Annotated in this window: 15 protein-coding genes; 6 read left to right on the top strand and 9 right to left on the bottom strand. The window is 62.3% G+C overall.

From position 1 onward, the window contains the following. Positions 1-101 precede the first annotated feature (101 nt). Positions 102-596, bottom strand: coding sequence for a peptide deformylase (locus tag ACSV9I_RS03050; protein WP_438327134.1), 495 nt, complete (start codon positions 594-596; stop codon positions 102-104). 182 nt (positions 597-778) lie between these two features. On the opposite strand from ACSV9I_RS03050, the gene mgtE reads away from it, so the two are divergent. Next, positions 779-2,194: a magnesium transporter gene (mgtE, locus tag ACSV9I_RS03045; RefSeq protein ID WP_438327131.1), complete on the top strand. Its 1,416-nt coding sequence runs from the start codon at positions 779-781 to the stop codon at positions 2,192-2,194. 66 nt (positions 2,195-2,260) lie between these two features. After that, complete coding sequence (locus tag ACSV9I_RS03040) at positions 2,261-2,647, top strand: MerR family transcriptional regulator (RefSeq protein WP_438327129.1); 387 nt, start codon at positions 2,261-2,263, stop codon at positions 2,645-2,647. 82 nt (positions 2,648-2,729) lie between these two features. Here ACSV9I_RS03040 and ACSV9I_RS03035 read toward each other — a convergent pair whose 3' ends face one another. The 3 genes from ACSV9I_RS03035 to ACSV9I_RS03025 all read right to left on the bottom strand — a co-directional run bounded on the left by ACSV9I_RS03035 (position 2,730) and on the right by ACSV9I_RS03025 (position 5,006). Further along, positions 2,730-3,203, bottom strand: coding sequence for a methyltransferase family protein (locus tag ACSV9I_RS03035; protein ID WP_438327127.1), 474 nt, complete (start codon positions 3,201-3,203; stop codon positions 2,730-2,732). A 13-nt stretch (positions 3,204-3,216) separates the two neighbouring features. After that, a complete protein-coding gene (locus ACSV9I_RS03030; RefSeq protein WP_438327682.1) occupies positions 3,217-4,179 on the bottom strand; it encodes a heparan-alpha-glucosaminide N-acetyltransferase in 963 nt (320 codons plus the stop codon). A gap of 134 nt (positions 4,180-4,313) precedes the next feature. Further along, complete coding sequence (locus ACSV9I_RS03025; protein WP_054158530.1) at positions 4,314-5,006, bottom strand: DUF599 domain-containing protein; 693 nt, start codon at positions 5,004-5,006, stop codon at positions 4,314-4,316. A gap of 619 nt (positions 5,007-5,625) precedes the next feature. Here ACSV9I_RS03025 and ACSV9I_RS03020 point away from each other — a divergent pair. The 4 genes from ACSV9I_RS03020 to ACSV9I_RS03005 all read left to right on the top strand — a co-directional run bounded on the left by ACSV9I_RS03020 (position 5,626) and on the right by ACSV9I_RS03005 (position 9,321). After that, positions 5,626-7,026: an L-serine ammonia-lyase gene (locus ACSV9I_RS03020; RefSeq protein ID WP_438327125.1), complete on the top strand. Its 1,401-nt coding sequence runs from the start codon at positions 5,626-5,628 to the stop codon at positions 7,024-7,026. 227 nt (positions 7,027-7,253) lie between these two features. Then, on the top strand, positions 7,254-7,691 hold the full coding sequence (locus tag ACSV9I_RS03015; protein WP_438327124.1) for a DUF1489 family protein: 438 nt from the start codon (positions 7,254-7,256) through the stop codon (positions 7,689-7,691). Between the two features lie 108 nt (positions 7,692-7,799). Further along, complete coding sequence (locus tag ACSV9I_RS03010; RefSeq protein ID WP_438327122.1) at positions 7,800-8,417, top strand: tyrosine-protein phosphatase; 618 nt, start codon at positions 7,800-7,802, stop codon at positions 8,415-8,417. Positions 8,418-8,595: 178 nt separating this feature from the next. Further along, on the top strand, positions 8,596-9,321 hold the full coding sequence (locus ACSV9I_RS03005; RefSeq protein ID WP_438327121.1) for a hypothetical protein: 726 nt from the start codon (positions 8,596-8,598) through the stop codon (positions 9,319-9,321). A 156-nt stretch (positions 9,322-9,477) separates the two neighbouring features. Here ACSV9I_RS03005 and ACSV9I_RS03000 read toward each other — a convergent pair whose 3' ends face one another. From ACSV9I_RS03000 to ACSV9I_RS02980, 5 genes are read right to left on the bottom strand one after another with little or no spacing between them, the layout of a single operon-like run. Beyond that, positions 9,478-9,609 carry a hypothetical protein gene (locus ACSV9I_RS03000; protein ID WP_438327119.1) on the bottom strand — a complete coding sequence of 44 codons (132 nt, stop codon included), beginning with the start codon at positions 9,607-9,609 and terminating at the stop codon, positions 9,478-9,480. A gap of 11 nt (positions 9,610-9,620) precedes the next feature. After that, positions 9,621-10,229 (bottom strand): cysteine hydrolase family protein, encoded by a 609-nt coding sequence (locus tag ACSV9I_RS02995; RefSeq protein ID WP_438327116.1) that lies wholly within the window; start codon positions 10,227-10,229, stop codon positions 9,621-9,623. Next, positions 10,229-12,301 (bottom strand): hydantoinase/oxoprolinase family protein, encoded by a 2,073-nt coding sequence (locus ACSV9I_RS02990; RefSeq protein ID WP_438327114.1) that lies wholly within the window; start codon positions 12,299-12,301, stop codon positions 10,229-10,231. The genes ACSV9I_RS02995 and ACSV9I_RS02990 overlap by 1 nt, the downstream gene beginning before the upstream one ends. After that, positions 12,298-14,034 carry a hydantoinase B/oxoprolinase family protein gene (locus tag ACSV9I_RS02985; protein ID WP_438327113.1) on the bottom strand — a complete coding sequence of 579 codons (1,737 nt, stop codon included), beginning with the start codon at positions 14,032-14,034 and terminating at the stop codon, positions 12,298-12,300. Before ACSV9I_RS02985 ends, ACSV9I_RS02990 begins: the two co-directional genes overlap by 4 nt. Next, on the bottom strand, positions 14,031-14,948 hold the full coding sequence (locus ACSV9I_RS02980; RefSeq protein ID WP_438327111.1) for an isocitrate lyase/PEP mutase family protein: 918 nt from the start codon (positions 14,946-14,948) through the stop codon (positions 14,031-14,033). Before ACSV9I_RS02980 ends, ACSV9I_RS02985 begins: the two co-directional genes overlap by 4 nt. Positions 14,949-15,101 lie beyond the last annotated feature (153 nt).

The following is a 15,101-nucleotide window of genomic DNA, read 5'->3' as shown; positions in this document are numbered from 1 at the left end:
GTCTTCCTTCCTCGGTTGCTTCAACAGCTAACGGGTGAGAGCCCGATTTGTTGCCGCCAAGGGTGTCACCGCCGAGGATATAGTCGTGCGCGCCGTTTGCGTCAGCGATGCGCCTTCTCAAAGCGCTTCACCAGCCTGTCCCGCTTCAGGCGCGACAGGCGCTTCAGCCAGAAAATGCCATCGAGCTGGTCGATTTCGTGCTGCATGCAGATCGCAGGAAAGCCCTCCAGCGCCTCCTCGGTCGGCGTCCCGTCCAGGGTCTGGTAGCGAACGGTCACTCGGCGTGGACGTTGCAGTTCGTCGGTGAAGCCCGGCATGGAGACACTGCCTTCAACATGCGTCATCATCTCCTCGGAATGGGAAAGGATTTCCGGATTGACGAAATTCCGGCGTCCGCCGAGTTCGGCAAGATCAAGAACGACCAGGCGCAGAAAGATACCGCAATGGGCGGCCGTGATGCCGACGCCGGGGGCGGCCTTCATGGTCTCGTAGAGATTGTCGGCCAGAGTGGAGAGTTCGGCATTGAAGGTCGTCACCGGCATGCATGGGGTCGAAAGCGCAGCGTCCGGGTATTGGCAGATTGTCAATTTCGTCACGGTCTCGTCATATCCTGGGGCTTGGCGTGCAATGGGTCTATCTCTATCCGGGGATCAGGCTATCAGGATGTGCAGTGCTTTGCATCGGCGGCAGGAAATTCTCTCTATCCGCTTGTTGACAAAGGCGTTTCAGCGGCCATTCTCCGGGCGGAAGCGAAGCAGCGAGCAGGCGAGGGGCGGACATGACCGAGAGAGAAGACGAGATGCTCGATCGCCTCCCCACTGACGAGGTGCAGGCCGACATCTATGACGAGGAAGGCTCGATCCGCCACGACTTCCTGACCATGGTTGGCGCTGCCATCGCCGATCGAGACGTGCTCTATCTGCGGCAGACCGTTGCCAAACTGCATGAGTCCGAGCTTGGCCACTTGATTGAGGCGATTCAGCCCGACCAGCGTCATGCGCTGGTCAAGCTGCTTGGCACCGACTTCGACCTCACGGCCCTGACAGAAGTCGACGAAGCGATCCGCATGCAGATCGTCGACCAGATGCCGAACGCGCAGATCGCGGCCGCGATCGGCGAGCTCGATTCGGACGACGCCGTTTACATTCTCGAAGACCTTGACGACGAGGATCGCGAAGAGATTCTCGCACAACTTCCCTTCACCGAGCGGGTCCGTCTGCGCCGCGCCCTTGACTATCCGGAAAGCTCGGCCGGTCGGCGCATGCAGACCGAGTTCGTCGCCGTTCCCCCTTTCTGGACGGTCGGCCAGACGATCGACTACATGCGCGACGAGGAGGACCTGCCCGAGAGCTTTACCCAGATCTTCGTCATCGATCCCACCTTCAAGCTGCTCGGCGCCGTCAATCTCGATGCAATCCTGCGCACCAAGCGGCAGGTGAAGATCGAGACGATCATGCACGAGACCAATCACCCCATCCCCGCCGAGATGGACCAGGAAGACGCAGCCCAGCTCTTCGAGCAGTACGACCTTCTCTCCGCCGCCGTCGTCGACGAGAATGAGCGGCTCGTTGGTGTTTTGACCATCGATGACGTCGTTGACGTGATCCAGGAAGAGGCGGAGGAGGACCTGCTTCGCCTCGGTGGCGTCGGCGATGAAGAACTGTCCGACAGTGTCCGCGAAACCTCGCGTTCGCGCATCCCCTGGCTCGCGGTCAACCTGGTGACGGCCTTCATGGCCGCCTCTGTCATCGGCCTGTTCGAGGCTACGATCGAAAAGATCGTGGCGCTGGCCGTGCTCATGCCGATTGTGGCCGGCATGGGCGGCAATGCGGGCTCGCAAACCATGACCGTCACCGTCCGGGCACTTGCCACACGCGACCTCGACATCCACAACGCCTTTCGGGTTGTGCGGCGTGAGGCCGGTGTTGGCCTGATCAATGGCGCTGTCTTCGGCTGCGCGGTCGGGCTTGTCGCCGGTCTGTGGTTTCAGGATGTGTCCATCGGGGGGCTGATTACCACCGCCATGATGATCAACATGTTTGCGGCCGCCATGGCCGGGATCATGATCCCGATGATCCTGAGCCGGGCAGGGGCCGACCCTGCCGTCTCGTCAGCCGTCTTCGTCACCGCTATTACGGATATGACCGGGTTTTTCTCGTTTCTCGGACTGTCTACCTGGTGGTTCATGAGTTGAGTGGCGAAAAATTGACTTGTACGTAAAAGTCAATATGATGCCTTTCCCGAGAGGAAACGGCATATCGTGAAGAAATACTACAGCATCACCGAACTGACGCGTGAATTCGGCGTCTCGACGCGGACCCTGCGCTTCTATGAGGACGAAGGACTTCTGCATCCCGAGCGCCGTGGACGCACGCGTCTATACCGCGCCGCGGACCGCCGCCTCCTCCAGGAAATCCTGCGCGGTCGCCGCATCGGCTTCACGATCGCCGAAATCCGCGAGATCGTCCATGTCTACAAGGAGCCGCCCGGCGAGATCGGCCAGCTCAAGCTGATGATGAAGAAGATCGACGAGAAGCGTGAGGATCTTCGCCAGAAGCGCCGCGATATCGACGAGACGCTTACCGAACTCGATCAGGCCGAGGAAGCCTGTCTCACTCGCATGGTCGAAATCGGCGTCGGCAGCTGAGGCACACTCTTCGTCTTGGCGATGCTTCGGCCGCGCTTGCGCCCGTTGTTAGATCCGCTATCGGTCGTCAACCAGCCGTCACTCAGATCCAGCGACGTGTCCGGCGGCAATAGTATTCATAGTCGATCCCGAACCGTGCGAGGAGGTGCTGCTCTTCGCAACGGATGACGGCAAACCGAATGCCGATTGCGGCCAAAAGGGCCGCCAGCAGCAACCACCCATTGCCCATCATCAGTCCAAGGCCAATCGTCGCCAGCGTGTAACCGAGATAGATCGGGTTGCGCGTCAGCCGGTACGGCCCGGTTTTCACCAGATGGCGTGCACAGCCTGTGTTGGTGAACGGCGTCTGGTGCTCGAAGAGCGTCTTCATCGCCCAGATATCAAGAAGGACGGCGGCAATGAACAAGAGGAGCCCGCCCGTTCGGAACAGCCATGGATGGCCACTGCCCATGGGCAAGGGGGCGAGCTGGGCCGCGACAAGCGCGAGCAACAGGGCCATGCCGTAAAGGACGGGCGGCCAGGGATAACGCAGTGGCTTCAAACGGTAGGCATTCATGATGAAGACTCCGTCAGGGTGCCTGGCGGCTCTTCACGGTGCATTCACCCGCAAGCGCCAGTACGCGTTCATCCTGCTCCGGCAAGATTGCGCCAGACTGGAGTGGTTCCAGCAGAGACTGGGCCTGCAGCCGCTCCAGCGTACAGGCACAAAAGCGCTGGCAAAGGCCTGCTTCATTTCCTTGCTCAAGGCAGGCCGCCTCACAGCTGCTGCTGTAGGCGGCGACAGGATCGGCAGCCGGCGGCGGCACGATCATGCTTGCGCCATAGAGGAAGGCGATCAGCACCGGTTGATGCAGGAGGTAGACGGTCAGCGAGTGGCGTCCAGCCAGCCGTAACCATCCAGGGCCGGCTGGCAGTCGGGCGACGACTCCCAGCGCCTGACGATCGACGAGGAAGCGGGCAACGGCGATGCCGGCCAGCAGAGCGCCGACCCATGGCAGAAGCGGCACATAATCATTCGAACGCGGCATGCTCTCGGAGAGCCCAAGGAAGAGCAGGGGCGGGCTGTCGAAGAGGGCAGAGCGGGCAAATGACGGAAGGATAACCGCAACGGCCGCCACTCCCGCCGTCAGGATGGGCGGCAGGCGCAGGAAAACGAGGCCGATCACGCTCGACAGCGCAATGGCATGCAGGATGCCGAAGAAGATCCAGGCATCGGGCGTGAACCACAAGGTCGCCACAGAGATCGCCGCCGCCGCCGCCGCCACCAGACCGAGCCGACGGAAAAACGGCCCGGGGCGCAGCCTTGGAAAATGCGCCAGCACAAGGCTGAAACCGGCGAGGAAGAGGAAGGTCGAAGCAATCACGCGGGCGTAAATGCGCAAAAAGCCATGCGTTGATGTGCCCGGCTCAAGATAGCCGAAGAATTCGAGGTCCCAGGAGAAATGGTAGGTGGCCATGGCAATCAGCGCCATCCCGCGTGCCGCATCCAGAAACGGCAGACGCTGTCTCGGCGCCTCGGGCTCTGCCTTCATGCTGTCCGACACGGCTCGTTCCTCTTGATTTTTCACGCTTTGCACCATCGCCCTTGTCGAGATTTAGGCCCCGCTGGCTCAAAGGCAAAGGCGGCGATTTCATGGCACACCGCCGCCTCGTCCCAGTTTCCCCCTCAATCCGCGCCATCGGCCAGAAGCGCCCGCCGCGCTTCGGAGAAGAATTGCCGCCGGATCAGCACAATGAAAACCAGCGTCGTGGCAACCATGAAGACGTAAGGGCTCACAAACCAGCCGAGATAGCCAATCGAATAGAAGATTGCCCGCAGGCCCATGTTGAAATGGGCAGCGGCGATAATGTTCATCCGGATGGTCCGCTCGGCGGCAGCTGCCGCCCGCGCCGGGTCCAGCTTCGCCTCTTCGATCATCGGGATCGTGCCGAAGAGAATGGTGCAGTAGTTGAACAGCCGATAAGACCAGCCGAACTTGAAGAAGGAATAGGCAAACAGCGCGATCAGCCCGCAGACCTTCAGCTCGAACATGGCGCGACCGCCTTGCACGATATATGGAATGTCCTTCAGGATCGCATCCACCTGTTCGGTCGCTCCCAAGAGCGCGAAGCAGCCGCCGATGGCGAAGATCGTGGTCGAGGCGAAAAACGCCGTGCCGTTCTGCAACCCGCCCATGATCTGCGTGTCGATCATCTTCAGGTCTCGATCCATCGAATTGAGGATCCATTCGCGGCGACGCTCCGCCATGGCCTTGGTCAGGCTTGTGCGCGACAGGATCCGCTTCTGGCCGGTGATCCATGCATAGGCAAACCAGAGAGCCATGAACGTCACGACGGCGGCGTAGTCGGGAAGGGTCATCATTCGGCTCCATCTGTTGCTCGCCACCCATTATCGCAAGCTGGGCTCGCTTCACAATGGTCGGTTAATTTTGCTCACCGCCCCCCGAAATCCAACGGGCGCGAATTCATTGATGATTAACTATGTCGAGATTCAACCCGTTGAAATCATTGGAGCCCATGCGTAGGGCGCATGGCTGACCCGAAACTGGTGCCTTGCTTTTGCCATTTTTGCGGTTGCGAAACGCTCAGCGATTGACTAGTGAGATGGCCAGAAAGCGGTCGGGGGACGGCTTTCTTCAACATGTGGTTCCACTGGAGTATACATGGAAGACAGTTTCCAGAAGTCGTGCTGGGGCGTTACCTTCCGAGCTCTGATGGGTTTCGCCGGCATCATGTGCCTGGCTTACCTTTTCGGCAGTCTCTGACGCTTCACATGCAAGTCTCGACGAAAGGCGCGGTCTGATCGACCGCGCCTTTCGCGCTTTCAGCGGTTCTCTGCACCCGCAGGGGAAAACCGCTCGAAGCCAGCGTCAGCGCGGGAATGTCGCGCCAGTGAAAGCCAATGTCGATTGCGAGGTGCATTCGTGCTAGGCGATGCTCTAGCTTCAGTGCTTTGTAGCCTACATGCGAGGAGCCTCATGTTTCTTTCGGTTTTCGACGTGTTCAAGATCGGCGTCGGCCCCTCGAGCTCCCACACGATGGGACCGATGACGGCGGCCAACCGGTTTCTTGATCTCATTCTCTCCGACCAGTGGCCGCGCCCGGCTGGCGCGCAGGTTGCCGCGTTGAAGGCAAGCCTGCATGGTTCGCTCGCCTATACCGGGATTGGCCATGGCACAGGCAATGCCGTCATCATCGGCCTGATGGGCGAGGCGCCCGACACGATCGACCCCGACCGCATGGAAGGCATCATTGCAGACGTTGAGCGGACGGGTCGCGTCATGCCGCCCGGTCATCCGGCCTATCTTTTCCAGCCGAAGGACGATCTGGTCTACGACAAGAAGACCCCGCTTTCCGGCCATGCCAACGGCATGCGGCTCTCGGCTCTGGACAAGGATGGCCGCGTCCTGCTCACCCAGATCTACTATTCGATCGGCGGCGGTTTCGTCGTCACCGATACCGAGCTCCTTGCTATGCAGAAGCAGAAGAAGCAGGCGAGCACCCACAAGGTGCCTTACCCCTTCGCATCCGCAAAGGAGATGCTCGCAATGGCAGCGTCCTCGGGGCTGACCATCGCCCAGATGAAGCGGGCGAACGAGGAGGTCGTTCGATCCCGCGACGATCTCGATGCCGGCCTCGACCGGATCTGGGATGCGATGCTGAGCTGCATCGACCGGGGCCTGCGTCAGGAGGGACAGCTTCCCGGCGGCCTGAAAGTTCGTCGCCGCGCCAAGTCGATCCATGACCAGCTGCAGGAAGAATGGCGCTCCAACCGCCTCAATCCCGTGCTCGCCAATGACTGGCTTTCGGTCTATGCCATGGCGGTCAACGAGGAAAATGCGGCCGGTGGTCGCGTCGTCACGTCGCCGACCAACGGGGCTGCCGGTGTCGTACCCGCAACCGTCCGCTACTATCTGCATTTCCATCCGGATGCCGACCAGGAAGGCATTCGCGACTACCTGCTGACGGCCGCCGCCATCGGCGGCATCATCAAGCACAATGCCTCGATTTCGGGTGCCGAAGTCGGCTGTCAGGGCGAGGTTGGCTCTGCTTCTGCCATGGCCGCTGCCGGACTTGCCGCCGTCATGGGGGGCACGCCGGAGCAGATCGAGAACGCTGCGGAAATCGCGCTTGAGCATCATCTCGGCATGACCTGCGACCCCGTCGCCGGTCTTGTGCAGGTCCCCTGCATCGAGCGCAACGCGCTCGGCGCCGTCAAGGCGGTCACCGCCGCTTCACTGGCGCTGAAGGGAGACGGCCAGCATTTCGTGCCGCTTGATGCCGCGATTGAAACCATGCGTCAGACCGGCAACGACATGAACGAGAAATACAAGGAAACCTCGCTCGGCGGCCTGGCCGTCAACGTTGTTGAGTGTTGATGCGGGCAGGGGAGTAGCCTTGTCCTGAAACGCCTCCGTCGTCATCCTCGGGCCTGTCCCGAGGTTCTGCTCCGCGAATTCGCGATAGGTCAGGTTCATGCCGCCGAGCCGCTCCGACCACAGCAGAGGATGACCGCCAGGGCGCAATCCGTGGAAACTGTTGAGCGCGAGCCGCCTGCGGCATTGCATCCCTTGACCCGGCCGCTGGACCAGCTATCTCGGTAGCCATGGCTTTGCATCTTCTCAAACTCTGCGTCGGCGCCGACTCGATCGATGACTTGCGCAACTGGGTCGCCGAGCGCTCGCTGATCGCCGTTGCGGCCGGCATGGAGCCGCAGTCCTCCCATGTGACGCGTATGGTCCCCAAGCGCGTGGAAGAACTCCTCGACGGTGGTTCGCTCTACTGGATCATCAAGGGTCAGCTGGCCGCCCGCCAAAAACTCCTCGACATCAAGACGTTCACCGGTGGTGACGGGATCACCCGCTGCGAGTTGATCCTGGGTCCCGAGGTGATTGAAGTTGCTCCGGCGCCGCGCCGCCCCTTTCAGGGCTGGCGTTATCTCGACGCGGCGTCAGCCCCGCGCGACCTCTCAGCCTCCGGGGCCGATATCGAGGACATGCCGGATGACCTGAAGCGGGAATTGGCGGAACTCGGCCTGCTCTGAAGGCCTCCAGGGAAGAGCGCGCGATTTTCGGCAGGTCGAACGCATGCTATCACTGCATTGACTGCGATCGAACCGAAACGCCGATAGCGTGGCCTGGAGCCCAAGACCATGAACACGACCCAAGGCCTCCCCGCAAACACCGGCCGCGCCGATGAAACGCGTCGCTTGATCAAGGGCGTGCGACGGATCGCTCTGGGTATTCTTTTCCTGGCGCTCGCCTTCGGCGCCTATGTCGGTATCCTGATCCTGTCGGGCAATTTTCATGAGGTTCTGCCTGGACGCTTCTATCGCTCTGCCCAGCTTTCCGGCGCGCGACTGGGCGAAGAGATCGATCGTTACAACATCAGGACAGTGATCAACCTCAGAGGTGAAAATCGCGGCAAAGGCTGGTATGACGACGAGGTGGCAGCCACCTCAGCCCATGGCGCCACCCATGTCGATTTTCGCATGTCCGCCAGTCGCGACCTGACCCCGGAGCGCACCCAGGAACTGCTATCCATCCTCAAGAGCGCCGAGCAACCCATCCTCGTGCACTGCATGTCTGGCGCCGACCGGACGGGCCTGGCATCCGTGATCTTCCTGCAACAGGTCGCGGGGATCGATGAGGAAGAGGCCGAGTGGCAGCTCTCCCCGCTCTATGGCCACATCAATCTTCCCTTTCTCGCCGCCTATGCCATGGATGACAGCTGGGAGGCCCTGGAAAAGGTGCTCGGCCTCGATAGCTGAGGCTGGCCGTCCTGCACCCGTGCCGAACATCCGGTGACCGGATATCACGTCAAATCTGTCCTGAATTGGAACATCCCGCGCCTGGCGCATGGCTGCGTTGTGCTGGCATGCAGTTCTCATCAGATCACCCGGCAGATATGGGGGGTATCATCCCACCCGTCTGCCACGAAGGCTTCCAATGAAATCAATATTGCCGTTTCTCGCTCTCGCCCTCCTGATTCTGCCGCTGGAGGCCCAGGCGCAGACCGCGACCCCGATGCCCGCAAAAGTGGAGACGCGCTTGGACGAGGCCTGCGGCGTGCAGGCCCCCCAGTTCATCGAGGCCGTGTGTCAGGATAAGGGCGTTCCGAATCTTTTCGTGCTGAATCTTCCGGGCATCTGCGCGCAATATGGCAAGACGGACAAAATCCAGGCGGCGGTTGCGGCCTGCACCGGCAGCAATGTCTATGCCGATCTGTGGAAATACAAATTCGGCCAGCCCAATGGTTTCCTGGAGCATTTCAAGTCCTACATCGCCGCGATCCGTGAGCATGAAAGCGAAGGTGAAAACGGATCTGCGCTGACCGCGCCGGCCGAGGCCTTCCGCATGTCGGTCCTCGCCTGTGGCCTTGATGCGAAATGCCATCGCGAGCTTTACGATGCGCTCGGACCGGGCATGAAAGCTGCCTTCGCCAGAACCCCCTATTTCTGCGATTACGGCACTGAAACCAGCTTCAACGACGCGGGGTACCGCGATCAGTTCTTCGATATCGCCCAGCCCGGCGGCATCGCGCAGCCCATGTGCCGTGCCTATTACTGCCAGAACCGCAGCTGCGACACGCCTGCCGCCGACGCCGGTCCGTTCATCCTGTCGGAAATCTTCGTGCGGCAGTACGACATGATCTACAAGGCAATCAAACCCTGATCTCTGCGTTACCGCAGCGCCGCCGGCCCTGTTGCCGACGGAGCCCTTGGTTTACGATAGTGCCGCCGCGTCCGCTACCGGACCGGCGACGCGATGGTTTTTAAGCATCAGGAAAGTGACGGCGTGAGCGGCAAGAAACTCTATGGCAACGCGCAGTTATTTGCCGTCCGATCGCGTGGTGCTGTCATTGAGCTCCAGCGCATAGGGAAGGGCCAGAAGCGGCTGGCTCTTGCCTTTCCGATAGATCGGTTGATGTCCATCCGCGCCGGGGCGACCGGCGCGTGCCATGGTCGTAACCGTCAGTCGCTGGTTTGCACCAACATGTCCGCAATGGTCGCCACGCGGCAGACGGGCTTTAGGGCTGCAAGGGCCGTTTCGTGCACGTCTGCCGAAAAGGCAGCGCAGCCGTCCGACAAGACGGTCACGTCGAAATCGCGCACATGCGCATCCCGCACCGTGGAGGCGACACCGCCGTTGGTCACGATGCCGCAAACGATGAGTTTGCGAATGTCACATTTGCGCAGTATCCATTCCAGCCGGGTCATGTAGAAGGCGGAATAAGCGACTTTCTCGATGCTGATATCGGCCGGTGCCAGGCGATCGACGAGACGGTGCCCCCAGGAGCCGGGAACGAAATCGCCTTTTGCCAGGAAGGGCCGGAGCGTCTTCAGATGCGGCGAGATCAGCGGCTCGCCGCCCTTCAGCGGCACCAGCGTGAACTGGGTCGAGATGATCCAGCTGCCGGCAGCCCGCATCTGGTCTGCAAGCGGCGCCAGCCGCTCGGGCAGGGCCGCGATCTCCGCCGCGGTCTGACCCGCCCGCCCGTAAGCGCCGTTGGGATGGAGGAAGTCGTTCTGCAGGTCGACGATCAGAAGGCCGGTCTGTGCGGCGGATACGGTCTCGTGCATCAGCGCCTCTCGATGATCACGTTGCCAAGCTCATCGACCCGTGCCTTCAGGTCGGGATCGACCAGGACCGTGGCGTCAGGCTGCTCCAGAATAGCCGGCCCCTCGATCTCAGCCCCAACAGGCAGTTCCAGCCGTGCATAGATGGCCGTGTCGTGCCAGGCGCCATTGAACCAGACCGGGCGGCTGCCGCGGGTAGCTTTGTCCACCGAGCATTCGGCATCGGGGGCGAGCGCCTTCAGGCTGAAATGCGGGCGACGGCCGATCGCGGCGGTCCGCAGGTTGACGATCTTGGCCTTCAAGCCCGGCAGCAGGCGGCTGAAGGAGGCGCGGTAGGCGGCATCGAAGGCCTCCTGCACGATCTGTCGGGTCACGCCTGAGGTACCATTCGAAATCGTCACCGGCAGCGGCACCGAGACCGTATGGGTCTGCCCGACATAATGCATGTCGAGTTCGAACAGGATGTCGACCCGATCCATCTGCAGGCCGGCCTCTTCGACGACGCGGCCCGCGGCCTCGGCTTCCGCCACCATGCGGGCATCCAGCACGGCCTCATCCAGTTCATCGACCGTCAGGTTTACCGTCTGCACCTGATCATGGCGGATATCGGCAATGACGCAGCCGAGTGCTGATGTGACGCCCGGATACCGCGGCACGAGTGCGGCTTGCAGGCCGACATCCTTGATGAGCGCCCCGGCATGCAGCGCACCGCCGCCGCCGAAGGGAACGGCGACGAATTTTGCCGGGTCGTGTCCGCGTTCGATGGAGACGAGACGGATGGCGCCGGCCATGCGGCCATCCGCCACGCGAACGATCGCTTCCGCCGCTTCCATGACGCCGAGGCCACAGGGCCCCGCGACATGCTCAGAGATGGCAGCCTTGGCCGCCTCGACGTCGAGCCTCGACAGCTTGCCACCGATCGGACGCTCTGCATTGATGCGGCCGAGTACGATATTGGCGTCCGTTAGGGTCGGGCGGGTGTTGCCCTGGCCGTAGGCGACGGGACCAGGCCGCGAGCCCGCGCTTTCCGGCCCGACCTGCAGCAGGCCGCCGGCATCGACATGGGCGATCGATCCGCCGCCGGCGCCGATCGTGGTGATCTCGATCATCGGCATGCGCACGACGAGACCAAAATCGATCGTCGTTTGGGCGGCGAGCGAGGTCTGCCCATCGACAACTATCGATACGTCGAAGGAGGTGCCGCCGAGATCGCCGGTGATGATGTTGGGATAGCCTGCCGCCTTGGAGATCGCGGCGGCCGCAATCACACCAGCCGCGGGGCCGGACAGCGCGGTGCGGACCGGCAGCCGGCTTGCGGTTTCCGTCGACATGACGCCGCCATTCGACTGGACGATATGGAAGGGGCCGGAAAAGGCCTCACCTTTCAGCGCATCGCGCAGCTTGCCGAGATAGCCGCCGACAACAGGCTGGAGATAGGCGTTCAGCGCCGTGGTCGAGGTTCGCTCGAACTCCCGGATTTCCGGCAGGATCTGCGCGGATGAGGCAAGATTGCCGTTCGGCCAGACGGAGCGGGCCGCCTCCAGCGCCGCCAACTCGTTGTCAGGGTTGGCATAGGCATTGATGAAGCAGATGGCGAGGGCTTCGGCGCCGGCGGCGAGCGCCTTCAAGGCGGCGGCGCGAACTTCGTCGGGATCGAGCGCCTCGCGCACGGTTCCATCCGCCAGCACGCGCTCGTTCACCTCGAAACGCATGTCGCGTTCGATGACGGGCGTGAAGTCGCCCCACAGGCCCCAGGTATTCAAGCGGTCGCGGCGGCGCATTTCCAGGACGTCGCGAAACCCCTTGGTGGTGATCAGCGCGGTCCGCGCGCCCTTGCGCTCCAGAAGCGCGTTGGTGCCGACGGTGGTGCCATGCACGATGGAGCCGAGATTGGCAATGGCGCCGAAGGATTTCAACCCGTCGATGAATCCGACGGCCTCATCGCCACGATTGGAGGATACCTTGGCGGTGCGGAATTTCCCGGTTGCTTCTTCGTAGTAGAAGAGATCGGTGAAGGTGCCGCCGACATCCACGCCGACGACCGCGCCCTTGAGGCTCTTGATATGGCTGTTCATGCGGCTTTTCCTTCACGCAGTCTGTTGGTCGCCTTGGCATCGACCTCACCGTCCTTGGTCACCTCGACGCCGTAAAGCGTCCGGGCATTCTCCCGGCTGACGAAGCCCAGCCGGACATCGCGCGCGACCCTTTCTGGCGGACGTGTCCACGGGTTGCCGTAACCACCGCCGCCGGGCGATTCAATGCGCACCTTCTGCCCCGCACGAACGCGCACGTCCGTGACCTTGGAGGCGAGGGGCGGCGTGCGCTCGCCTTCGTCGCTCTCCCAGGTGAAGCGGTTGAGCCCGCCTTCCAGGCCGCCGGCGACGCCCGGCGGGGCATAGACACCGCGTTCGCCAAGCAGGAAGACATCGGCGTCGGTCAGCGTCTCGACTTCGTAGACGGAGCCGACACCGCCGCGATGGTAACCGGCCCCGGCCGAGTCCGGTCGCAGCGCCCACTGGGTGAAGACAATGGGATAGGAGGCCTCCAGGATTTCGGCTGGCGGAATGGTCGCCATGGAAATCGGGTTATTGGCGTGGTTGAGACCGTCGCTTTCCGGATTTCCGCCCAGTCCGCCGCCGAAGAAGGAGAACATCACATAGCGGGAGCCATCGCCGCGATAACCCGCGATCGACAGCGCATTGATCGTGCCGAAGGGGGCGGCCGTTGCCCGGGCGGGATCGGCCTTGGCGAGCGCTCCGAACACGACGCCGATGACACGCAAGATGGTTTCGGTGTAACCGCCGACCGGCTTTGGCGGCTTCACGCCGAGCAGGGTGGTCTCGGGGATCACGAAGGTGATCGGGCGCAGGCATCCGGCATTGGCGGGCACCGCGGTGAAGACGTGCTTCAGCGCCACGTAGCAGCAGGCGGCGGCCGTCGAATAGGCGATGTTGAGCGGCCCGGCACAAGGCGCCGAGGAGCGGGAGAAATCCAGCACCATCTCGTCACCTTTGATGGTGAGGTCGAGCGCGATGGTTAGCCGCTCCGGCGTGATGCCATCATTGTCGAGATAGTCCTCGAAGCTGTAGGTGCCATCCGGCAGCGCCCGGATGGCGTCGCGCATCATGGCATCGGCCCGGTCGGAGAAGACATCGAAAGCCTGAGCGACGGTGTTGTCGCCATAGGCATCGAGCAGTTCCGACAGCCGTCGTTCGCCGAGATCGAGAGCGTTCAATTGACCGTTGAGGTCGCCGTAATTGGAGGTCGGAACGCGGGAATTTGCGGCCAGGATATCGAGGAGGTCACGGTTCATCACGCCTTTCAACACCAGCTTGACCGGTGGAATGCGGACACCTTCCTGGAAGCTTTCTGTTGCCTTGGCGTTGAACCCGCCCGGCACATTGCCGCCGATATCCAGCCAGTGGCCGACGGAGGCGATCCAGCAATAGAGGGTTCCACCGCGAAAGACCGGGCGCACCAGACGGAAATCGTTGAGATGGGTGCCGCCGGCATAGGGGTCGTTGAAGAGATAGGTATCGCCAGGATTGAGATCACCGTCGACGGCCACCTTGTCGATCACGGCCTTGACGGCAAAGGCCATGGCGCCGACGAAGATCGGCAGGCCACGCGTGCCCTGCACCAAGGTGGCGCCGGTCTCCGCGTGATAGAGGCCATGGCAGGCATCGCGTGCTTCGGCAATGATCGGATTGAAGGCCGAACGGTAGAGCGTCGCGTCCATCTCGTCGGCGATCTGCTCCAGACGACCGTTCAGAATGGCGAGGGTGACCGGATCAAGAGCGCTTTTCATGCGGCGTCGTCCTTCGAATTGCCTTCAGCGGATGAAGAGTGGGCAGCGGTACCGGACTGCTCATAGCGACGGCCGAGATCGAGCATTTGCGGCGTGCCGATGAGATCGTTCAGCCTGTCGAAATCGAACATGCGGTTGGAGAAGGGCGTGTTGGTCCCATGCTCTTTCAGCGAGGCGTAGTAGTCCTGAGCGGTGCGCGCGAGTGCCCGCACGATGCCGCCTGGGAAGATCACGATGCTGTAGCCCATCTCGCCAAGTTCGGCGGCGGAGAACATCGGTGTATTGCCGCCCTCCACCATGTTGGCCAGTAGAGGTCGGCGACCGGCAAGGGCGGAGCTTACTGCTGTCAACTGTTCGGCGGAACGGGGCGCCTCGACGAAGAGAATGTCCGCGCCGGCTTCGGCGTAAAGGGCTGCGCGGTCGATTGCCGCTTCCAGCCCCTCGATGGCGACGGCGTCGGTCCGGGCGATGATCAGCGTATCTTCGGAGGCGCGGGCATCGACGGCCGCCTTGACCTTGCCGGCCATTTCCTGGGCCGAGACGATGCGCTTGTCCTGCAGGTGGCCGCAACGCTTCGGCAGAGTCTGGTCTTCCAGCTGGATGGCGCTGGCGCCGGCCCGTTCGAAGGCTTTCACGGTCCGCTGCACGTTGAGCGCATTGCCGTAGCCGTTGTCAGCATCGACGATCAGGGGTGTTTCCACCCGCTGGCGGACCAGGGCGATGACATCGGCAACCTCCGTCATGGAGACGAGACCGATATCCGGTCGACCAAGTAGGGTATAGGCGATAGCGGCGCCGGAGAGATACAGCGCGGAGAAGCCGGCATCCGTGGCGATCGACGCGGTCAAGGCGTCGAAGACGCCGGGCGCGACGATCGTTCTGCCGCCGGCGATGTGGTTTTTGAGGCTTGTCATGTCTTGTCCTTCATCGCGGGAGCGCCCCTTGAGCGGGTACGATCCGGCGGATTGGCCGCAGCTGCGGTGGCCGCGACGGCATTCGATGGGGCATCCGACACCCACTTGCTGACGCGCCAAGCGCTCGCCGAGCATTGAGGGGGATGGAGAGGT

The organism is Rhizobium sp. G187 (assembly GCF_051549525.1).
GTDB lineage: Bacteria > Pseudomonadota > Alphaproteobacteria > Rhizobiales > Rhizobiaceae > Allorhizobium.
The sequence above is the reverse complement of the archived record's forward strand: the minus strand, read 5'-3'. Positions and strand labels throughout refer to the sequence as shown.